Annotated in this window: 28 protein-coding genes and 1 tRNA gene; 24 read left to right on the top strand and 5 right to left on the bottom strand. The window is 66.1% G+C overall.

Annotated elements, in window-relative coordinates:
* Positions 1–22: 22 nt before the first annotated feature.
* The 17 genes from LC407_RS05525 to LC407_RS05445 all read left to right on the top strand — a co-directional run bounded on the left by LC407_RS05525 (position 23) and on the right by LC407_RS05445 (position 9,008).
* On the top strand, positions 23–280 hold the full coding sequence (locus LC407_RS05525; protein ID WP_180853708.1) for a hypothetical protein: 258 nt from the start codon (positions 23–25) through the stop codon (positions 278–280).
* A gap of 141 nt (positions 281–421) precedes the next feature.
* Positions 422–892 (top strand): hypothetical protein, encoded by a 471-nt coding sequence (locus LC407_RS05520; protein ID WP_223482344.1) that lies wholly within the window; start codon positions 422–424, stop codon positions 890–892.
* A complete protein-coding gene (locus LC407_RS05515; protein WP_223482343.1) occupies positions 889–1,131 on the top strand; it encodes a hypothetical protein in 243 nt (80 codons plus the stop codon). Before LC407_RS05520 ends, LC407_RS05515 begins: the two co-directional genes overlap by 4 nt.
* 190 nt (positions 1,132–1,321) lie before the next feature.
* A complete protein-coding gene (locus LC407_RS05510; RefSeq protein WP_223482342.1) occupies positions 1,322–1,840 on the top strand; it encodes a hypothetical protein in 519 nt (172 codons plus the stop codon).
* Between the two features lie 82 nt (positions 1,841–1,922).
* Positions 1,923–2,909, top strand: a complete 987-nt coding sequence (locus LC407_RS05505; protein ID WP_223482341.1) for a recombinase RecT — start codon at positions 1,923–1,925, stop codon at positions 2,907–2,909.
* Positions 2,900–3,682, top strand: a complete 783-nt coding sequence (locus LC407_RS05500; RefSeq protein WP_223482340.1) for a lambda exonuclease family protein — start codon at positions 2,900–2,902, stop codon at positions 3,680–3,682. The genes LC407_RS05505 and LC407_RS05500 overlap by 10 nt, the downstream gene beginning before the upstream one ends.
* Positions 3,682–3,897: a hypothetical protein gene (locus LC407_RS05495; RefSeq protein WP_223482339.1), complete on the top strand. Its 216-nt coding sequence runs from the start codon at positions 3,682–3,684 to the stop codon at positions 3,895–3,897. Before LC407_RS05500 ends, LC407_RS05495 begins: the two co-directional genes overlap by 1 nt.
* On the top strand, positions 3,894–4,115 hold the full coding sequence (locus tag LC407_RS05490; protein ID WP_223482338.1) for a hypothetical protein: 222 nt from the start codon (positions 3,894–3,896) through the stop codon (positions 4,113–4,115). Before LC407_RS05495 ends, LC407_RS05490 begins: the two co-directional genes overlap by 4 nt.
* Positions 4,112–4,441, top strand: coding sequence for a hypothetical protein (locus LC407_RS05485; RefSeq protein ID WP_223482337.1), 330 nt, complete (start codon positions 4,112–4,114; stop codon positions 4,439–4,441). The genes LC407_RS05490 and LC407_RS05485 overlap by 4 nt, the downstream gene beginning before the upstream one ends.
* Entirely contained in the window at positions 4,438–4,659 is a 222-nt protein-coding gene (locus LC407_RS05480; RefSeq protein WP_223482336.1) for a hypothetical protein, read from the top strand. Before LC407_RS05485 ends, LC407_RS05480 begins: the two co-directional genes overlap by 4 nt.
* Entirely contained in the window at positions 4,656–5,408 is a 753-nt protein-coding gene (locus LC407_RS05475) for a hypothetical protein (RefSeq protein ID WP_223482335.1), read from the top strand. Before LC407_RS05480 ends, LC407_RS05475 begins: the two co-directional genes overlap by 4 nt.
* On the top strand, positions 5,401–6,225 hold the full coding sequence (locus LC407_RS05470; RefSeq protein ID WP_223482334.1) for a hypothetical protein: 825 nt from the start codon (positions 5,401–5,403) through the stop codon (positions 6,223–6,225). The genes LC407_RS05475 and LC407_RS05470 overlap by 8 nt, the downstream gene beginning before the upstream one ends.
* Positions 6,222–6,386 carry a hypothetical protein gene (locus tag LC407_RS05465; protein WP_223482333.1) on the top strand — a complete coding sequence of 55 codons (165 nt, stop codon included), beginning with the start codon at positions 6,222–6,224 and terminating at the stop codon, positions 6,384–6,386. Before LC407_RS05470 ends, LC407_RS05465 begins: the two co-directional genes overlap by 4 nt.
* Positions 6,379–7,032 carry a hypothetical protein gene (locus LC407_RS05460; RefSeq protein ID WP_223482332.1) on the top strand — a complete coding sequence of 218 codons (654 nt, stop codon included), beginning with the start codon at positions 6,379–6,381 and terminating at the stop codon, positions 7,030–7,032. Before LC407_RS05465 ends, LC407_RS05460 begins: the two co-directional genes overlap by 8 nt.
* Positions 7,029–7,769 carry a site-specific DNA-methyltransferase gene (locus LC407_RS05455; protein WP_223482331.1) on the top strand — a complete coding sequence of 247 codons (741 nt, stop codon included), beginning with the start codon at positions 7,029–7,031 and terminating at the stop codon, positions 7,767–7,769. The genes LC407_RS05460 and LC407_RS05455 overlap by 4 nt, the downstream gene beginning before the upstream one ends.
* A gap of 55 nt (positions 7,770–7,824) precedes the next feature.
* Positions 7,825–8,160 (top strand): hypothetical protein, encoded by a 336-nt coding sequence (locus LC407_RS05450; RefSeq protein ID WP_223482330.1) that lies wholly within the window; start codon positions 7,825–7,827, stop codon positions 8,158–8,160.
* Between the two features lie 8 nt (positions 8,161–8,168).
* On the top strand, positions 8,169–9,008 hold the full coding sequence (locus tag LC407_RS05445) for a tyrosine-type recombinase/integrase (protein WP_223482329.1): 840 nt from the start codon (positions 8,169–8,171) through the stop codon (positions 9,006–9,008).
* A gap of 93 nt (positions 9,009–9,101) precedes the next feature.
* Here the strand turns inward: LC407_RS05445 and LC407_RS05440 are convergent.
* Positions 9,102–9,178: transfer RNA gene (locus tag LC407_RS05440), tRNA-Arg, on the bottom strand.
* 185 nt (positions 9,179–9,363) lie between these two features.
* On the opposite strand from LC407_RS05440, the gene LC407_RS05435 reads away from it, so the two are divergent.
* From LC407_RS05435 to LC407_RS05405, 7 genes are all read left to right on the top strand, one after another.
* On the top strand, positions 9,364–10,896 hold the full coding sequence (locus LC407_RS05435; protein ID WP_223482328.1) for an aldehyde dehydrogenase family protein: 1,533 nt from the start codon (positions 9,364–9,366) through the stop codon (positions 10,894–10,896).
* Positions 10,896–11,747 (top strand): SDR family oxidoreductase, encoded by an 852-nt coding sequence (locus tag LC407_RS05430; protein ID WP_032976093.1) that lies wholly within the window; start codon positions 10,896–10,898, stop codon positions 11,745–11,747. The genes LC407_RS05435 and LC407_RS05430 overlap by 1 nt, the downstream gene beginning before the upstream one ends.
* A 187-nt stretch (positions 11,748–11,934) precedes the next feature.
* A complete protein-coding gene (locus LC407_RS05425; RefSeq protein ID WP_025874887.1) occupies positions 11,935–12,225 on the top strand; it encodes a DUF4190 domain-containing protein in 291 nt (96 codons plus the stop codon).
* A gap of 7 nt (positions 12,226–12,232) precedes the next feature.
* Positions 12,233–13,003, top strand: coding sequence for a class I SAM-dependent methyltransferase (locus LC407_RS05420; protein ID WP_223482327.1), 771 nt, complete (start codon positions 12,233–12,235; stop codon positions 13,001–13,003).
* 9 nt (positions 13,004–13,012) lie between these two features.
* On the top strand, positions 13,013–14,068 hold the full coding sequence (locus LC407_RS05415; protein WP_033830956.1) for a quinone-dependent dihydroorotate dehydrogenase: 1,056 nt from the start codon (positions 13,013–13,015) through the stop codon (positions 14,066–14,068).
* An 8-nt stretch (positions 14,069–14,076) separates the two neighbouring features.
* A complete protein-coding gene (gene murB / locus LC407_RS05410; protein WP_223482326.1) occupies positions 14,077–15,141 on the top strand; it encodes a UDP-N-acetylmuramate dehydrogenase in 1,065 nt (354 codons plus the stop codon).
* A gap of 32 nt (positions 15,142–15,173) precedes the next feature.
* Entirely contained in the window at positions 15,174–16,061 is an 888-nt protein-coding gene (locus LC407_RS05405) for a DMT family transporter (protein ID WP_032976099.1), read from the top strand.
* 584 nt (positions 16,062–16,645) lie between these two features.
* On the opposite strand, the gene LC407_RS05400 is transcribed toward LC407_RS05405, so the two are convergent.
* From LC407_RS05400 to LC407_RS05385, 4 genes are all read right to left on the bottom strand, one after another.
* A complete protein-coding gene (locus tag LC407_RS05400) occupies positions 16,646–17,653 on the bottom strand; it encodes an aminoglycoside phosphotransferase family protein (RefSeq protein ID WP_223482325.1) in 1,008 nt (335 codons plus the stop codon).
* 99 nt (positions 17,654–17,752) lie between these two features.
* Positions 17,753–18,787 (bottom strand): DUF418 domain-containing protein, encoded by a 1,035-nt coding sequence (locus LC407_RS05395; RefSeq protein ID WP_218789175.1) that lies wholly within the window; start codon positions 18,785–18,787, stop codon positions 17,753–17,755.
* A complete protein-coding gene (locus tag LC407_RS05390; protein WP_223482324.1) occupies positions 18,784–19,374 on the bottom strand; it encodes a TetR/AcrR family transcriptional regulator in 591 nt (196 codons plus the stop codon). The genes LC407_RS05395 and LC407_RS05390 overlap by 4 nt, the downstream gene beginning before the upstream one ends.
* Positions 19,375–19,521: 147 nt before the next feature.
* Complete coding sequence (locus LC407_RS05385) at positions 19,522–20,325, bottom strand: APH(3')-II family aminoglycoside O-phosphotransferase (protein WP_223482323.1); 804 nt, start codon at positions 20,323–20,325, stop codon at positions 19,522–19,524.
* Positions 20,326–20,365: the final 40 nt, after the last annotated feature.

The raw sequence follows: 20,365 nt of genomic DNA, 5'->3' as shown, positions 1-20,365 counted from the left end.
AGTCGCCGGCCATGGAGGAAGCATGGATTCGATTCTTGGACCGGGGAACCTGATTCTCCAGGTGCTGTTCTTGATCATGGCCATTGTCTGGCTCTTCGTGCCTTTCGCTGTTCTTGCCATCCGGCGGCTACTTGCTCAGCTGGTTCAAAAGCAGGACGAGACGAACGCCCTCCTTCGGGCACTTGTTGCACCTGCCTCTGGCCAGGCCGCAACGAGCCCGGAAGCTGATCGGGATCGTCCCACTATCGGCAACATCCTGAAGCAAGTCCGCGACCGCTAAACCACGCTCTTTCCGATGAACCGGCACCTACCGTTCGTCGGCTGCTGCAAAATTGTATTCCTATAGGCATTGACCATCCAATTCCTATAGGCATACTAGGTCCCGACCCGCCAGCACCCCGCTGGAACGTCGGAGGCCGAGATGTTCGAGAACCTGCCAAGGAACACCACGCGGTCCGGCTACCTGGGCCTGCGGTCGCACCTGCGGTGCCAGGACGAGTGCCGGGAAGAGCGCGGCCTGCCTCTGCATCCGGTCAACGGCTGGGCCACCTGCCCGGACTGTGACGGTACCGGCGAGCACGCCCACAACGACAGCGGCACCGGTGATCCTCAGCGGGATTCGGGCGTGCCCTGCTCTCGCTGCAACGGCGAAGGCGAACTGGCAGATGGCTTGATCGACCCGCTGCTGCTGGTGGCGAAGTACCGCAAGGGTCGCTTCGGATGGGCCATGAGCGAGCGCCGCGCCGCCGACCGCCGGCACAACTACGCCCTGTATCGCCTGCGCGCTATGCGCCCCTGCAGCGGCCTGCTGGAGGCCGACACGCTGGCCCGGGTGCAGATGTGCGCCAACGACACCGACCGCGCCTTGAAGGCCATGCAGGTGGCCGCATGAGCGCCGTCCTCCTCCACTTCCCCTACCGCCGTGTGCGCGCCGCTGCAGTCGCTGAGGCGGTGCGCCGTGCGGCTGTGCGTCTCGGATACCACCAGCACCACGCAGACAACGCTGCTGCCATGGCCCGCCGTGACTTCCTCAGCGGGCGCCGCAGCGCCGCAGCAGCCATCAGCGAGATGAACGACCTGCTGCGCACCGCGATGCGGGCAATCCGCACGGGCGAAGGCGGCGGGGCATGAGGGCGCGCACCCACAGCGTTCGGTCGGCGTTCTTGCTGGCCTTGGTGGTGGCTATGTCGCTGCCCAAGGCCGACCGCAGCCCAGCCGAGCCCCAGCCAGCCAAGCACCGCTGGCTGATCACCACCAGCGTGCGTGGCTGACCGCTCCCCCTTCCCGCCGGCGCGGCCGGCTCCTACGAGAGGCACCACCGATGTTCCAACTCGATCAACACGATGCGGTGTTCTCGCATCTGAACCTGCGGAAGGAAAAGCACGGCGACGAAGACGCAGCCGCTGCCGACCTGAAGTTCACCCTGACCGCCCAGAACACGATCCTCGACACGATCGACCCGAACATCGTGCGCGCGTTCTGGAAGAAGGCCGAGAAGGGCCAGCAGCAGTCGCTGCCGATGGAAGGCAGCACCGACCTGGTGGCGCTGAACCTGCCGCTCTTGGGCGAGCAGGACATCACCGGCAAGTTCGAAGGCTACGAGCTGAACATCGGCTCCCTGATGGACCACATCGAGCCGGTGTTCTTCGCCGACGCCAAGGTGAAAAAGATCACCTGGAAGCCGCTCGAAGGCGGCAGCGTGGCCATGGGCTTCACCGTCTCGGTGCTGCTGGACGAGAACGAAGACGCCGAGCTGATCTCTGCATGGCGCCGCGGTGATGTGCGCCTGACCCTCACGCCGCCCAGCGCGCCGGCGCAGCAGGAAGACCTGGCCGCGTAACGCATTCCCCCGCCCTTACGGGCCCCGCGCCGGCCGGGATTCCACGATGCCGGCATTCATTCCACCTACCAGCAGAGCAGCCATGAACCAGATCGTCACCATCGAGGATTCGGTCTACGGCACCAAGGATTCCTTCGCCTCGGTGCTGACTGACCGGTCCATCAACTTCGACCGCGAGGCCGAGTTCGCCCTGCAGGCGCTGTACGGCAACGAGTACGCAATGAAGATCGCGATGCAGAACCGGCAGTCGGTCATCAATGCGGTCGTGAACATCGCGGCCATCGGCATCAGCCTTAACCCGGCCAAGAAGCAGGCCTACCTGGTACCACGCGACGGCAAGATCTGCCTCGACATCAGCTACATGGGCTTGATGGACCTGGCCATCGACTCTGGGTCGATCCGCTGGGGACAGGCAAAGCTGGTCTACGAAAAGGATCAGTTCGAGCTGGTAGGGATTGACCAGCAGCCCATCCACAAGCACGCCCCTTTCAGCCGCGACCGCGGCGAAGTGATCGGCGCATACGTGGTGGTCAAGACCCCCGAAGGCGATTACCTGACCGAGTGCATGGACCGCGAGGATATTGACCGGATCATGGGCCGCTCGCAGTCAGTGAGGTCTGGCAAGTCGTCGCCCTGGAAAACCGACTGGCACGAAATGGCGCGCAAAACGGTGGTGAAGCGCGGCTACAAGTACTGGCCGAAGACCGACCGCATGGACAAGGCGATTCACCACCTCAACACCGAGGCTGGCGAAGGGCTGGCTGTGATCGAAGGCCAGCAGCTGCCCACCAATCGCGCCGCCTTGCCGCCGCCGGAGGACACCCCGGAGCGCCAGGAGCTGTACGCCAGCCTGCAGGACATCGCGACCGATGGCGTCGACGCGCTTGGCGAGGCATGGGCGAAGTTGACCAAGGAGCAGCGGGCAATGATCGGCCAGACCGGTCTGGTTGCGTTGAAGGCTGAGGCCGAGAAGGCAGGCGCGGAGGTGGTCGAACACGATGGTCGCCCCACTGTCACCGACCTGATCGACCGCGACATCGAGCGCAGGGAGGCTGCAGGATGCGACTGATTCATTGCGACCAGGGCAGCGACGCGTGGCACAACGCCCGCGCCGGCATCATTACCGCCAGCATGTTCGCCACCGCGCGCTCACGTGTTGGCGAGCTGACCGACCAGCAGCGCGCCTACGTGGATTCGGTGCTGGCCGGTGTACATCGCAAGCACGCCGCCATTGAAGCTGGATATGCCGCAGTCCCGCGTTCGGCCATCATCGAGAAGGCGCTGGCCGGCGAGCCCATCGGCGATTTCAGCGAGGCAGCGAAGAACTACGCGTTCCGCTTGGCCGTCGAGCGCATCAGCGGGCAGCCGCTGGACGAAGGTTTCGAGACGTACGCCATGCGTCGCGGCCACGAACTTGAGCCGTTCGCCCGCGCTGAGCATGAGGTGCAGTCCGGCCTGCTGGTGAAGCGCGCCGGGTTCGTCCTGAGCGACTGCGGCAACTACGGCTGCTCGGCGGACGGTTTCATCGGCGATGCCGGCGGCAGTGAATACAAGTGCTTCATCAACCCGGAGAAGCTGCGCGCCTTCCACATCGATGACGACGCCAGCGAGGTGTTCGAGCAGGCGCAGGGCTGCATGTGGCTGACCGACCGCGAGTGGTGGCACATCGGCCTGTACTGCCCCGCCCTGGCCTCGGCGAACCGCCAGCTGTGGTGGCGCCGCTTCGACCGCGACGAGGCGTTCATCGCCAAGATGCGCACCGACCTGGATCAGTTCCGGCAGATGGTCGACGGGTTCGAGCAGTCCCTGCGCGCTGGTGATCACCACCAGGAGGCAGCCTGATGGACGTCACGATCTACCCCAGCCACGCCAAATGCCTGCGCCGTGCCGGCCTCGCGCGAGCCCAGCTGTACGCCCACGTGATCGAGGGCAAGCGCTACACCACCGCGCAGGTGGCCGAGATCCTGGGCATCTCCAACGACGCGGCATACGAGCGGATCAAGCGCCGGGCCCACCCGCTCACCTGGGCGAGCCTGATCAAGGTGCGTCGACCATGAAAACCTGCACGAAGTGCGCCGCCCGACTGCCGCTGCGGTTCTTCCCGCTGGTGAACGGCAAGGCCACGGCCGACTGCGCGCCGTGCCGGAACACGGACCGCCGCCTGCGCGATCCGCTGAAACCCCTGCGCGCCGATCCGTTGCAGGTCCAAATCAACAACGTCGTCCAACTGTGGCACGGGCCTGTGCGCCGCGAGCCGATGAGGAGCATTGCATGAGCAGTAAGCACACGCCGGGTCCGTGGGAAGTTGCAGAGGAAGATGGTGAGTTGTTCGTGCAGGTCGTGAACCAGCCCGCCAGCTGCCATCCCATGTTCGACCGCTACAGGATCATCCACGGCTACGTCGGCGGCGATCCGACCGAGAACCCGACGCCAGACCTTGGCACACCCGAAGCCAACGCCCGCCTGATCGCTGCCGCGCCGGAGCTGCTGGAGGCCGCGCTTTCAACTATCGACACCATCGAGGGTGGCCCAACGCAAGTGGCAGACGCGATCACCGCACTGCGCGCTGCCATCGCCAAGGCCACGGGAGAAGGCGCATGACCAACATCCACGTACAGCCGACCTTCGACCTGGCCACGCAGGCCGAGAAGAACCGCCAGCGGCAGGAGATCGCCGACGACGTGGCGCAGTTCCTGCGCTCCGGCGGCAAGGTCCAGAAGCTCGGCAACAGCCCCATCGACCGATCCACCATCACCCGCCGCGAGGTGGTCGAGGGTGGCCACGGCCGCCGCACCGCGAACAAGGGAGCACGCGCATGACCACCGACAAGACCCCCGCCACCCTGGCGACCGCGAAGCACGGCGGATGCGTGCAGTTGCTCAACTCGGAGCGCGAGCGGTTTGAGGCGTGGGCCAAGCATCGTGTCTCCTCGATGGCACGCGCGGCAGATGGGGAGTACGTAAGTAGTTTCACGCATGCTCTGTGGTGCGCATGGCAAGCCGCCCTCTCCGCCCAGCCCTCCCCGGGTGGTCAGGATGTGCTGGCTTCCGAGCTGCTGGCGTATGCCGAAGGACTGGAACGCATGGCGGCCGGCGACCGGGAGACGGGCGAAAGCATCGAACAAGCCATCGAAAATGGCGAAGGCTACACCCCGGACGAGCCTCAGGACGTAGCTGCTGGCTTGCAGCACGGCGCCACCAAGGCCGAGGAAACTGCAAACCTGCTGCGCAACGCGGCAGCAGCCCTCGCCGCCCGCCAGCCGGTGACGGAGCCGGTGGCGTGGGTTCCTGCCAAATTCTTCGATAAGGGCATCGTGGCCATGACGGCTCGCCGCACCCCTCCTTCTGCAATGGCAGTAGAGCTGCACGGTAAGTACGTGCCGCTCTTTGACGCCCCGCCCGCGCAGCAGCCCGCGCAGGCCGTGGACCTGGGCGCGGCGATCAAGGCCGCGTTCCCGCTGCTCACGGACTATGGTCTGCATCACTCGCAGTGCTGCGCGTACAAGCTGATTGACGAGCGCCACCGGCTGCACAACTTCATCGACAGCCAGGCGGTGGGCAATGGCTAAGCTCAGCAAGGCTCAGATCAAGGCACACAAGGAAGTTATGGACCTAGTGGATCTGGATCGCCCCCTGTTCGAGGACGAGAGGGAATTCATCCTGGACAATTTCCAAGAGTCGGCCACGAACGTGAACTCCCAGCACGGCGCGTTCTTTACGCCACGCGGGCTCGCCGTCGACCTTTCCATTGAGATCGGCAAGGGGTCGATAGTAGATCTGTGTGCGGGGATTGGCAGCCTTGCCTATGCGGTTCGTGACAGAGCAACCCGCCTTGTGTGCATCGAGTTCAATCCGGAATACGCCCGCGTAGGCCGACGCGTAGTGCCGGAGGCAGAGTGGATTGTCGCCAGCATCTTCGATCCGCTCATCGCTGGCCTCGGCTGGTTCAACTATGCCATAAGCAATCCGCCATTCGGATACATCGCAGCGGAAGGGTTCGATGGCAAGTACACCGGCAAGAGCTTCGAATACAAGGCAATCGAGGTGGCGTCACGGATGGCCGCGTATGGGGCTTTCATCATTCCGCAGTGCTCGGCTCCTTTTGCCTACTCCGGCAAGCGGTTGTACAACTCCAAGGAAGGCGCCAACCCGCGCAAGTTCCGCGAGCAAACCGGAATCGTGATGGAGTTCGGCACCGGCGTAGACACGGCCTACTACCAGGACGAATGGAACGGGGTCAGTCCTCTTTGCGAGATCGTGGTTTGCGACTTCGTAGTCCCGGAGGAGGAGGTGGCCGACCTCCAAGAGTCAGCTCCCGGCCCGTCGGAAGCGACTGCTGCCACGGAGGTGGATCTGTTCGGATTCCCGATGGAGGCTGCAGCATGATCGCGCCAATGGCTGACCAGCTGCTCACCGCTGCAATGGTCCACGTGTTCGCCGGCATCGGGTTCCTGGCCGGCATCGCCACCCTGTGGGCGATCAGTCGCGCATACCGCGCCGCGCGCGCAGGGCTGCGCTGGTGCTGGCGGAGGTGCGCTCATGGCTGAGGCACAGCGCGAGCGCGTTATGCACCAGGAGATCGGAATGGACCTCGCGGAGCGTGTCGTCCTCGACCTGCTGGAAAGCGGCTGGTCGCGCCAGTCGCTGCGGAAGCACGAGGCCGCCGGGCCGACCCCGTGCGGTTCCGCCTTCTACCTGTTGCGGGAGGGCGGCATCGCCGTTGCCTACTTCCCCATGGCCCAGTTCACTGACGCGAACGGCCGCGGGCTTTTCTTCCCCATCTGCGACTTCTTCCCGCCGGTCCACAAATCTGCGCACGGCGATGTCGATAGCCTGGAGCCTTTCGCGGTGGGTGACCAGGTTCTCTCGATGGACCGCGATCTGGATGGCTCTTGGCACTACGAAGACGAAGTGCGGGCCAGCGGGTGGCACCTTCTGATTCCCGTTTTCACTGTCGTTTCGGTGCGGCGACGTCCCGGGCACCACACGCAGTTCGGTGGTCGCGACTACTACCAGGTGAAAGTCAAAGACCGGGAGCGTGGTGGCGGTGGCTACCACGACCTTGTTCCCATCGCCGGCCGCCCGTGGCAGATGCGCGGAGAGGGTGAATGCTTGATCCGCGTAAAGCCTTCGGTGCTGGCCATCGCCACCTCTTCGCCGGCGCTCCCGGCCCAACTGGAACTGTTCGCATGATCCACATCGGAGACTGCCGTGAGGTGCTGGCCACCATGCGCCCGGCATTGGCAGACTGCTGCATTACTGACCCGCCCTACGGCGATACCTCGCTGGAATGGGATGCGGTCTGCCCTGGCTGGATCGAGCATGTAGCCCGTGCCTTGAAGCCCAACGGGTCGATCTGGGTCTTCGGATCCATGCGCTTCCTGGCGCCCCTGTTCGCCGAGATGGCCGCCCACGGGTTCCGCTACTCCCAGGACGTGGTTTGGGAAAAGCAGAACGGCACCGGCTTCAACAATGACCGGTTCCGTCGCGTCCATGAGCACGCCGTCCTCTTCTACCGGGGGGCGTGGGCAGACGTTTACCACGCCACCCAGTTCACCAACGACGCCCGTGCCCGAGTGGTCCGCAAGAAGGAGAAGCCAGCGCAATGGCACGGCGCCACTGGCTCGACTACCTACGTTTCCGAGGATGGCGGGCCCAGGCTGATGCGCAGCGTAATGCAGGTCCGCAATGAGCATGGCCGCGCCATTCACCCGACCCAGAAGCCCCTCGAGCTGCTCCTGCCACTGATCCGCTATTCGTGCCCCCCGGGAGGCGTCGTTCTGGACCCTTTCGCTGGCAGTGGCAGCACAGGGCTTGCCGCAGGGGTCGAGGGCCGCCAGTCGATCCTGATCGAAATGGACGAAGCAATCGCGAGAAGCGCAGCCCATCGTCTCGACCATGACGCCCCGCTACTGCGTGGCATCGCATGAACACCGCCACCGAGCAGCTCCGCGCTGCGCTGGCCACGAACTGAAGGAGAACCCGATGGGAGCTGCTGAAAAGCTGGACATCGTCGGAAAGGACTGGCTGACCGTGGACGAGGCCGCGCACTACTGCGGCGTGTCCCGAAGCCAGTTCGATTCGAACATCGCCGACTACGGCATCGAACCCCGAAATTTCATGGGCAAAAAGCTCTACGAGAAAGCTGCCCTCTACTCTGCAATCTACGGCTCCAGACAATGGTCAAGGTCACAATCTTCTGGCGGGACGGCGCCGCGTACCTCAACTGGCGGGAAGGCGGCAAGCGAAGCCGTGTCGCCATTGGTCGCGTCGGCCCACGCGAAGCTGAGGGCGTACGAGCAGCGAAAGAAGCGGAACTGACCCATGGCGTGCGCATCCTTCCCCGGCTACCGACTGTCAGGGACTTCCTGGAGGCGTACCTGGATTGGTACAAGGCCGAGCACCCGACCACGCACGGCAAGGCCAAGAGCGAGGTTCGGTTGTTCATTGCCCGGTTCGGCCATCGCCCCATCGATACCCTGCGGCCGATGGAAATGGAGTCCTACAAGACGGATCGCTTGACCAAGGACAAGGTGGCCCCGGAGACCGTAGGCAAGGAAGTGCGCAGGCTGCAGGCGGCATTTCGTCGCGGCGTGAAGTGGAAGGAACTGGACTTCAACCCGCTGGAGGAAACCCAGGCACCGCGCGGCGTCCGTAGCGTCGCAGTGCGGTTCTACGACCGGGGGGCGATGCGCAAGCTCTACCGAGCAAACCCCAGCCGGGCGCCCCTGTGGCTGTTCATGGCCCACACGGGGCTGCGCCGTGGCGAGCTGGTTGGGCTGGGCAAGGATTCAGTGACCGGGCGGAAGCTCAGGGTCGAGAGCGATCCAGACGAAGATGGCGAGGGACGCACCAAGTCGGGCAAGTGGCGCGAGGTGCCGCTGAACCGGTATGCGCGCTGGGCGCTGCGCCACCTACCCGATCCGCTGGTCGCCGTGCACAAGGACACCGTGTCCGACTGGTTCGCCTCGGATGCCAAGCGTGCGGGGATCGGCGGCAGCCTGCACCGGCTACGGCACACCTTCTGCGCCCACATGGTCATGGCCGGAGTGCCGTTGCGAAGGGTGCAGATCTTGGCCGGCCACGCCGATTACGCCACGACCGAGAAGTTCTACGCCCATCTGACGCCTGAAGGCGACGATGGCGCTGTGGCGAAGCTCAGGTACTGAGCGGGACCACTGGGACCACTGGGACCAAATCCTGTGGATATGCGGGAAACAGTGGGAATTGCACGCCACTGTGCTGACCTAAGTCATTGATTATGGTGACCCCGGCCCGATTCGAACGGGCGACCTTCCCCTTAGGAGGGGGACGCTCTATCCAGCTGAGCTACGGGGCCATGCAGCCGCCAAGTTTACAGGCAAGCCGCCCTGCCCTCCAAGCTTTCATCTGCCACACCTTTGCCACTGGCGCGGCGCACCATGGCCAGTCCGGGCGCTCTGCTACCATCGGCGGCTCAGTTCGTCGCGCCCCCACCTGCCCGCGACGGCACCAAACACAACGTAACGAAACACAGGAGTCTGCATGTCTTCCGAGCTGCTCAAGTCCCTTGGTCTGGACGCGATCAACGCTGGCACCTACCTGGGCAACGGGGAGTGGTCGAGCGCTACCGGTGGTGAACTGATCACCCCGATCAATCCGACCACGGGCGAGCCGATCGCGCAGGTCCGCGCCACCACCGAAGCCGAGTACGAAACCGTCATCGCGCGCGCCCAGGAAGCCTTCAAGGTCTGGCGCACCACGCCGGCCCCGCGTCGCGGTGAAGCCGTGCGCCTGTGTGGCGAAGCGCTGCGCAGGAACAAGGACGCCCTCGGTTCGCTGGTTGCGCTGGAAATGGGCAAGAGCAAGCCTGAAGGCGACGGTGAAGTGCAGGAGATGATCGACATCGCCGACTTCGCCGTGGGCCAGAGCCGCATGCTGTACGGCTACACCATGCATTCCGAGCGCCCCGGCCACCGCATGTACGAGCAGTACCAGCCGCTCGGCCTGGTCGGCATCATCAGCGCGTTCAACTTCCCGGTGGCGGTGTGGGCATGGAACTCGTTCCTGGCCACGATCTGCGGCGACATCTGCCTGTGGAAGCCGTCCAACAAGACGCCGCTGACCGCCATCGCCTCGATGCGCGTCTGCAATGAAGCGCTGCGCGATGCCGGTTTCCCGGACCTGTTCTTCCTGATCAACGACGCCGGCACCGCGCTGTCGGAAAAGATGGTGGCCGACAAGCGCGTGCCGCTGATCAGCTTCACCGGCTCGACCCAGGTCGGCCGCACGGTCGCCGAGAAGGTCGCGCACCGCCTTGGCCGCTGCCTGCTGGAACTGGGCGGCAACAACGCGATCATCCTCGACGAAACCGCCGACCTGAAGCTGGCCATTCCCGGCATCGTGTTCGGTGCGGTCGGCACCGCCGGCCAGCGCTGCACCACCACCCGCCGCCTGATCGTGCACGAATCCATCCATGACGACGTGCTGGCCACGCTGGTCAAGGCGTACAAGCAGGTGGAAGGCAAGATCGGCGATCCGACCGACCCGGCCAACCTGATGGGCCCGCTCAACAGCGACGGTGCCGTGCAGCAGTTCCTGGCCTCCATCGAAAAGGCCAAGGCCAGCGGCGGCACCATCGAAACCGGCGGCACGCGCATCGACCGCCCCGGCAACTTCGTGCTGCCGGCCATCGTCACCGGCCTGAAGAACAGCGATGAAGTGGTGCAGCACGAGACCTTCGCGCCGATCCTGTACGTGATGAAGTACAGCACGCTGGAGGAAGCCATCGACATGCAGAACGGCGTGCCGCAGGGCCTGTCCTCGTCGATCTTCACCACCAACCTGAAGACCGCCGAGCGCTTCCTGTCGGCGGCCGGTTCGGACTGCGGCATCGCCAACGTCAACATCGGCACCTCGGGCGCGGAAATCGGTGGCGCCTTCGGTGGCGAGAAGGACACCGGCGGTGGTCGCGAGTCCGGTTCGGATGCATGGAAGGTCTACATGCGCCGCCAGACCAACACCATCAACTATTCGGATTCGCTGCCGCTGGCCCAGGGCATCAAGTTCGACCTGTAATGGCAAACGGTCCGGCCATGCACATGGGTCAGAGCCCCTCCGGGGATCCGACCCATGCCGTGCCGACCACTCAGGGTCGGATCCCCACAGGGGCTCCGACCCTCGATTTCACCGGCCGCCGGGTGCTGATCGCCGGTGGCAGCAAGGGCATCGGCCGCGAACTGGCGCTGGCCTTCGCCCGCGCCGGTGCGCAGGTCTCGGCCTGCGCCCGCGGCCAGGCCGGGCTTGACGCCCTGCAGGCCGATGCGCAGGCCCAGGGCACGCAGCTGCACACCTTCGCCACCGATCTGGGCGACCTCGGCCGCATCGGCGCCTGGCTGCAGGCCGCTGCCGATGCGCTCGGCGGCATCGATGTGCTGGTCAACAACGCCACCGGCTACGGCATGGCCGATGACGAAGACGGCTGGGCCGCCAGCCTGCAGATCGACCTGATGGCGGCGGTCCGCGCCTCGCGCCTTGCGCTGCCGTGGCTGCGCGCCTCGTCCGATGCCTGCATCCTCAACCTCTCTTCAATCGCCGCGCAGCAACCGCGTCCCGGCGGCGCACCGTATGCGGCGGCCAAGGCCGCGCTGTCGCACTACACGACGTCGCAGGCCCTGGCGCTGGCGCCGGACCGGATCCGGGTCAACGCCATCGCACCGGGCTCGATCGAATTTGCCGATGGCCTCTGGGATCGACGTCGTGTCGAAGATCCCGCCCTGTACCACGGCACCCTGGCGAAGATTCCGTTCGGCCGCTTCGGGCAGCCGCGCGAGATCGCCGATGCCGCGCTGTTCCTGTGCTCGCCGCTGGCGCGCTGGATCACCGGCCACGTGCTCAATGTCGATGGCGGCCAGGTGCTGATGGGCTAGCGCCGATCCCTCGGTAGCGGCCAACCTTGGTTGGCGCCGCATTCGTCGACCAAGGTCGACGCCTGCAAAAGCCACCCCGCGCTCGGCTCCGATGGTTGCCAACCTTGCCTGGCAGCCTTGCATTGGCCGGACCATGGGATTGCCGGGGCAGACGCACTATCATGTCGGCACTGCCACGGAGGACTCGATGAGCGTGCCACCCCGACAGAGCAACGCCCTGGCCGTGGTCAGCCTGATCGCGGGCATCTGCAGCTGGACCGTGCTGCCGGGTGTCGCCGCCCTTGTTGCCATCATCACCGGGCACCTGGCCCGCGCCGAGATCCGCCGCCGCGCCGGCGAACAGGACGGCGATGGCATGGCCCTGGCCGGGTTGATCATGGGTTGGCTCAACATCCTCGCTGCGGTGGGCCTGGTGGCGATCCTGATCTTCGCGATGGTGGCCGCCGGCGCCGACGCCAAACCTGGACTGCGCTGGTGAAAGCACGATGACCTCCGCCGACAGCACTGAACGCTTCAGCAGCCGCGTCGCGGACTATGTCCGCTACCGCCCGGACTATCCGCCTGCCCTGATGGACTGGCTGCATGGCTCCATGGCCGTGGCAACCAGCGCGCGTGTCGCTGACATCGGCGCCGGCACCGGCATCTCCAGCCGGCAGTTCCTGGCCGCCGGCCATCCACTGGTCGCCGTCGAACCCAACGCGGCGATGCGCGCCGCCGCCGAGCACTGGCTGACGCCGCAGTATCCGCAGTTCTCCGCCGTCGATGGCCGCGCCGAGGCCACCGGGCTGGCCGATGCCAGCGTTGATCTGGTCGGCGCCGCGCAGGCCTTCCACTGGTTCGACACCGTGGCCGTGCGCGCCGAATGGCAGCGCATCCTGCGCCCGGGCGGCCTGGCGCTGATCTACTGGAATTCGCGCCTGCTCGATGCCAGCCCGTTCCTGGTCGGCTACGAACAACTGCTGCTGGACTACGGCACCGACTACACGGCCGTGGCCGAACGCTACCAGGACGACGCCACCATGCAGGCCTGGTTCGGCTCCGGCCTGCGCGGCATGGTGCAGCTGCCGAACGTGCAGCACCTGGACCTGGACGCCCTGCGCGGGCGCCTGCTGTCTTCTTCCTACGCGCCGCAGCCCGGCCATCCGCGCCACGCGCCGATGCTGGCTGCGCTGCAGGACCTGTTCGCCGCCCATGCGGTCGACGGCCAGGTCGCTTTTGAATATCGAACCCGAGCCTTCCTCGGCACGCTGGACTGAAACCAACGCATGTATTCGCTTGCCCGCCCCTTCCTGTTCTCGCTCGACGCCGAACGCGCCCACGGTCTCGGCCTGTCCGCTCTGGACCTGGCCTATCGCACCGGCACCACGCCGCTGGTGGCCGCACGCATCGCGCCGATGCCCAGCACGGTGTTCGGGCTGACGTTCCCCAATCCGGTCGGCCTTGCTGCCGGCCTGGACAAGAATGGCGAGCACATCGATGCACTGTTCGCGCTGGGCTTCGGCTTCGTGGAGATCGGCACGATCACGCCGCGACCGCAGGCCGGCAACCCCAAGCCGCGCCTGTTCCGGCTGCCGGCGCACAACGCGATCATCAACCGCATGGGCTTCAACAACGCCGGCGTGGATGCGCTGGTGCGCAACGTCGAACGCGCGCGCAACCGGCGCGGCCTGCTCGGCATCAACATCGGCAAGAACAAGGACACCCCCAACGAACAGGCGGCCGATGACTACATCGCCTGCATGGACAAGGTGTACCCGCTGGCCGACTACATCACCGTCAACATTTCCTCGCCCAATACGGCCGGCCTGCGCGAGCTGCAGGAAGAGACCGCGCTGCGGCAGCTGGTCAGCCAGCTGCGTGAGCGCCAGGAAGCACTGGCCGCGCAGCATGGCCGGCGCGTGCCGATGCTGGTGAAGGTGGCCCCGGACCTCAGCGAGCGCGACATCGATGCCGCCGCGCGCGTACTTGGCGAACTGCAGGTGGACGGCGTGATCGCCACCAACACCACCATCGACCACAGCCGGGTTGCCGGCGATCCGCTGGCCAATGAAGCCGGCGGGCTGTCCGGCGCACCGGTGCTGGAACAGTCCACCCTGGTACTGCGCCGCCTGCGTGCACGCCTGCCCGAATCAGTGCCGCTGGTCGGTGTCGGCGGCATCCTGTCCGGTGCCGACGCCGTGGCCAAGATGGCCGCCGGTGCGGCGCTGGTGCAGTGCTACAGCGGCCTGATCTTCAAGGGCCCGGCATTGGTCGCCGACTGCGTGGAGGCGATCCGCCGCCGACGCGAGGCGCCCAGCCGCGGCGCGGTGGCACCCCTGTGAGCACGCCCATGGACGACACCAACAACGCTGCAGCACCGCTGCGCTGGACCCTCACCCACAACGCGCCACTGCAGGCCCTGAACACGTTCCACGTGCAGGCCAGCGCAGCGCAGTTGCTGGAACTGCACGACGCCGCGCTGCTGCCGGAGGTTCTGGCGTTGCCGGAAGTGGCCAATGGCCCGCTGCTGGTGCTCGGCAGCGGCAGCAATGTGCTGATCGCCGAAGACCTGCCCGGCACCGTGCTCGTGTTCGGCAACCGCGAAATCAGTTTCCTCGAACACCGTGCCGACCACGCCGTGATCCGCGCTGGAGCCGGCGTGTCCTGGCACGGGCTTGTGATGTGGTCGCTGCAGGAAGGCCTGTCCGGCCTGGAAAACCTGGCCCTGATTCCCGGCACCGCCGGCGCATCGCCGATCCAGAACATCGGCGCCTATGGCGCGCAGGTCGGCGAGTTCATCCAGACCGTAGAGGCCTGGGACTGCCAGGAAAAAGCCTGGGTACGGATGGACAACGAACAGTGTGGCTTCGCCTACCGCGACAGCGTGTTCAAGCAGCAGCTGGACCGCTACCTGATCACCGCCATTGAACTGAAACTGCCGCTGCTGCACGACCTGCGCATGGGCTACGCCGGCATCCGCGAAGAACTGCAGGCGCAGGGCGTGGAACTGCCGAGCGCGGTGGACGTGGCCAATGCGGTGATCGCGATCCGTCGCCGCAAGCTGCCCGACCCCGACGTACTGGGCAACGCAGGCAGCTTCTTCAAGAACCCGGTGCTGCCGCTGGAACAGGTGGAGGTGCTGCTGCAGCACTTCCCCGAGCTGCCGGTGTTCCCGGCGGACCGCGACGACCGCCGCAAGGTCTCGGCGGCCTGGATGATCGAATCCTGTGGCTGGAAGGGCTTCCGCGAAGGTGATGCCGGCGTTGCGCCCAGCCACGCGCTGGTGCTGGTCAACCACGGCAACGCCACCGGCACTGAACTGCTGGCGCTGGCACGGTGGATCTCTGCCTCGGTACTGGAGAAGTTCGGCGTGCCGATCGAACCGGAGCCCCGCCTGCTCGGCGCACAGTGGTGAGCACACCCGCCCTACCCGCCAGCGCCACCCCATTGCGGGCGGCGCTGCTGATGCTCGGCAGCACCATGGCGTTTGGACTGATGGCGGTGGCGATCCGCTACGCCACCCGCTACGTGCCGACCCAGGAAGTGGCGTTCTTCCGCAATGCCTTCGGCCTGCTCGCCCTGCTGCCGATGCTGCTGCGCCCAGGCCATGCCCCGTTGAAGACCCAGCAGCTGCCGCGCTATTTCCTGCGCAGCGCGATCGGCCTGGGCTCGATGCTGTGCGCGTTCTGGGCGTTGGGCCACCTGCCCCTGGCACAGGCCGTTTCGCTGTCCTACTCCACCCCGTTGTTCGTCACCATCGCGGCGGTGCTGTGGCTGGGCGAAACGGTACGCGTACGGCGCTGGGCAGCGGTGGTGGTCGGCTTCATCGGCGTACTGGTGATCGTGCGGCCGGGCACCGCCGGCTTCACGTCCGGCAGCCTGATCGCCGTGGCCGCCGCCGTGCTCAGCTCGCTGGTGGCGATCCAGATCAAGCAGCTCACCCGGATCGACAGCGCCGACACCGTGGTGCTCTACACCTACGTGTTCTGGGTACCGCTGTCGCTGATACCGGCCTTGTTCGTGTGGGTCTGGCCCACCGGCATCGCCTGGCTCTGGCTGCTGGCCACCGGCGTGCTGGGCACCATCGGCCAGTTGCTGTGGACACGCGCACTGCGCCTGGGCGAAGTCTCCGCGTTGACCCCGATCAGCTTCCTGCAACTGCCGCTGGTGACCTTGTGTGGCTGGCTGTTGTTCGCAGAGACGGTGGATCGCTGGACGATCATTGGCGCCGGCATCATCCTCGCCGCCAACGCCTACATCGCCCATCGCGAAGCGGTGCTGTCACGGCGTGCAGCGAGCGTCGCCGCGAGCGCAGCGGCCAAGCCGGCAGAGTAAGAGGTCCGGCCGGGCTGCGCCCGGCACCCGTGGTAGTGCCGGCCGCTGGCCGGCAACCTCAACAGCAAAAGCAACAGCGGGCGTTCCGTGGGATGGCGGGGCGGTGTCGGATGGCGGGGACGCCGCAAGTACGTCCTTGTAGGCTTGGCCGCGGCATCCATGCCGCGGACACCCCGCAATCCGACACCGCCCCGCCTTCGACAATTCCCCGGTGTCTGGTAGATCCACGCCATGCGTGGATGAACTTCCATCGAAATCGAATATTTCGACAATTGATCAAATGATCGAAGAGCATCCACGCATGGCGTGGATCTACCGTGTCGACCAAGGTCGACACCTACCAAGAGCAAGCCATGCCATCCCGACAGATTACGGAGATCTGTCGAAGGCGGGGTGGGTCCGGTTGCGGGGGCGTGAGCGCCATGGATGGCGCGACCGAGCCTCCATGGAAGGATTTACGGCGTCCCCCGCAACCGGACCCACCCCGCCATCCCACAGGAGGCCAGCTTTTGCTGTTGCTGTTGCTTCGGCTGTTGCTGTTGCTTCGGCCTCTGCAGGTGCCGGGCGCAGCCCGGCCAGACCCCCTACAGCACCTGGTACGCGCGCTCGGCCGCATCGAACACATTGCCCGGCGCGAACTGCTCGCCCAAGTAATGCAGTGCTTGCCGGTGCTGCTGCAACGAGCGCTGCGCCGCGCCGGGGCCCAGCAGCATCTGCTCGAATTCGATCAGGTCCTGCAGGATGCGCCAGTGCCGATACCACGCAATCCAGCGCGGATCGCCCAGGTCGCTGCCATAGCCTTCGGCGAAGCCGAGTGGATGCTCGCGCCCCCAGCGACCACCTACCGCGGCGCCGACAAACATCAGGTCGCGCTCGCGCGGGGCCAGTGCCAGTCCGTCCCAGTCGATCAGGTGCAGTGCATCGTCCTGCCCCATCAGCAGGTTGCCCGCGTGCAGGTCGGTGTGGCACAGGCGCAGCGCCGGTGCCTCACCCTGCAATTGGCGATGCAGCGCTTCTGCACGCTGGTGAAGTTCGGCGATGCGCGGCCGCCGCTGCTGCCACAGCGCCAGGAACGCACTGCCGGACCGATCCTGCGCCTGCGCCAGCGTCGAGGGATCGCGCAACCATGTCCCCACCGTGTCGACCGCTGCGGTTTCAAGCCGCAGCGTCGGCAGGGCCTGGCGCAACGCCGGCGGAATCTCGGCCTCATGCAGGCGACGCAGCACTCCGCCCAGCTGGCGCCATTGCGCACGGCTCAGCGGTGCCTCGAAGCCCGACTGCCCTTCGATGTAGGGGAACAACGTGAACTGCAGGCCCCAGCGCTGCACCGATGCGCCGCCGGTCAATGCCGGCCACGGCGCAACAATCTCTTCGATGCCCAAGGTGCCACGCAGCCAATGCAGGCTGTCCCACACCGCGGGTGCCACCTGGAAGTTGCGGCACTTCAACCACCAATGGTCGTGGCGGGCATCGATACGGAACACGCACGCATTGGCGTCGGCGCCCACCGGACGCGGCACCACCGCGGTCGCGTTGATGTCGTAGGACTGCTGCAGGACTTCAACGATCTGCTGCGCCGAAGCGAATGACATGGATGCAGGCGTGCTTTGGTGACGACACCTACTATCGCAGATGGCCTTGCATCCGCACAGGCAAACTGGTCACAACATCGCTCTCCTGCGACAAAAGAACTAGCCGGCGATGCGTCGCATGACCGCTTCCAACGGACCGCGCGCGAACTGCCACGACCACAACCAGGCCGCCGCGGTCGCCAGCATCACGAACAACAACGCGGCCATCAGCACCCACGACAGGCTGGCACTGCCATCAAGCAGTCCAAGCGATTCCAGCACGCCCATGCCGATCAGGATGTGCGCCACGTACAGGCTCAGCGTCATCCGTCCGGCCGCGGTGAACGGTTCCAGCCAATCGCCAGGATGCAGCCGCACCAGCCACAGGCATGCCGCGATCAGTGCACACGCCGCGCCTGCGCCGGTCAGCAGATAGGCCGGACCGGGCGGCATCGGCTGCGTCGCCAGCCACACCTGCCACACCGTGCCGTGGCCCCACTGCTGCAACACCTGGCCGGCCCCCATCAGCAGCAGGCCGAGCAGCAGCAAGGCACGCTGCACCCGGGGTTGCGACAGCGGCAGCCGCGCCAGCAGCATGCCCAGCAGGAAAAAGCACAGCCACGGCAACACCGGATGAAAGCCATTGAACAGCAGGTTGCGCATCGCACCCGGCCAGTGCCACAGCCCCTCGTAAGCCAGCGTCTGCCAGTTCCAGCCCTGGCTGTAGTCCCAGCGCAGCAGGGACCAGAACGCGACCATCGCCAGAGCCACCATGCTGCCCAGCAGAACACGGGGCGACGCGCGCAGCCACAGCACCGCCAGCGCGAAGTACACCGCGTAGTAATGCAGGATATCGGCAGGAAACACGGTCAGGTTGAGCAGGCCGAGCACGGCCAGGAACACGGCCCGCCGCCAGGTCTGCACGCTTGCCTGCCACCACGCCAGTCGCTGTGTGGCCAGCATCAGGCCCACCCCGGCCAGCGTCACGAAGGTCGCCGAAGCCTTGCCTTCCAGCAGGTGGAAGAATCCAGCAAGCCAGCCGCCGCCGTCGGTCTCGACAGCCATCGCCAGGCGGAAGTTGACCAGCACCATGCCGGCCAGGGCGAGGTAGCGCGCCAGGTCCAGCCCATGCAGCCGCCGATCGTCAGTGCTCACGCACGCGCCCCAAGCAGAGCTGCCAGCAGAGCGGGATCAAGCACGTCGGTATCGGCATCGCTCGCCTCACCCAATCCCTGTCGCAGCGCAGCGCTCTCGATCGCATCCAGCAGCACCTGCGCCTGCAGCGCGGGCGCCAGCACGGGCCGGCGGCGCTCACGACGTGCGACCTCCTGCAAAGCCTCGGCAAGACCACGCTGCAACTGCGCGCGGTTGCCAGCGAATGCCGCCGCCACCGCCGGATTACGCGCGCTCTCGGCCAGCACTTCCACGCTCAACAGCGCCCATTCCGGCTGCCGGCACAGGGTGTGGAAGTCCCGCAGGACCCCCTGCACCTGCGCACGTTCGCCATTGCATCCCGCCAACCGCTGCAGCAACGGCTGCAGTTCGTCCTGTTCGGCCTCGGCCGTCGCCAGGATCAGCGCCTCCTTGCCGGGAAAGTGGTTGTAGAGATTGCCCAGGCTCACCCCGGCCGCCTGCGCGATGTCGCGCATGCTGGTCTGGTGGAAGCCCTTGGACAGAAAGCACTGCAGGGCCGCCTGCAGGATCTGCGAAGCGCGTTGCTCATTGCGGTCGGTGCGGTTCATGCGGCAAACAATGAACGAACGTTCGTCCATTTAAAAGCCGAATCCCAGCCTTCGGCCAGTCGCCGTTCAGCGCGTCGCGCTTGACCTCAACCGCTGTTGAGGACCGATCCTGCCGCGCCCTGCTGCAACTGCGGACCCTGCATGCACCTAGAAGAACTCGTCCAGCAGGCGGTAGAACGCGAGTCGGCGTTCATCGGCACCGATGCCATAGCGGGCCAGCAAGGGCGCAACCCAGCGGGTGTCGTCATAGTTGTGGACCAGGCTGCGTGCGGCCAACGCCAGGTCCTGGCAACGATCAGCCACACCCAGCCGGCCACAATCGATGAAACCGCTGAAGCGGCCGTCGACCGCCATCAGATTCGGCAGGCATGCATCGCCGTGCGCTACCACCAGATCTTCATCCGCCGGACACGTTGCGATCAGCTCGGCATGCACCTGCTCGGCGCTCTGGCCCAGGCGCTCATCGTCGAAATCATCCGCATCGATCAACCCTGCGGCAACGCGCGCAGCGACCTCCGGCAAGCGCGATGCAAGGCGATGATCGAACGGACAACCGGCAACCGGCAACGCATGCAGGGCGCGCAGCGCGTCAGCCAGCAGCACGACCACCTGGGCGGGCGCCAGCGTCGGCGACGATGCCAGGTCATGGCCGGGCAACGCGCTCATCAGCAGCCAACGCCGACCGCCCTCCTCCGCAGTGTCCAACACCGTTGGCACCGGCTGTCCCTGTGCCCGCAGCCAACGCAGACGCAGGATTTCGCCATCCAGCTCGCTGAAGGCATCGATCACTTCCGATTTCAGGAACGCATCCGGCGTTCCCGGGCGTCGCACCCGCGCCACATCGGCGCGCGACACGCCGATGCCCTGCATCTCGATATCTGCATCGCGCAGCACGCTGCGCCATTGCGACGGCAAGGGCATTACACCGCCATCGCTCGATCCTGCTTCCATCCCCACCGCTCCGGCCCCGGTCACAGCCTGGATTCTCTCC

The organism is Stenotrophomonas sp. OVS01A (assembly GCF_019969775.1).
Lineage (GTDB): Bacteria > Pseudomonadota > Gammaproteobacteria > Xanthomonadales > Xanthomonadaceae > Stenotrophomonas > Stenotrophomonas indicatrix.
This window is presented reverse-complemented; position numbering and strand designations above follow the sequence as displayed.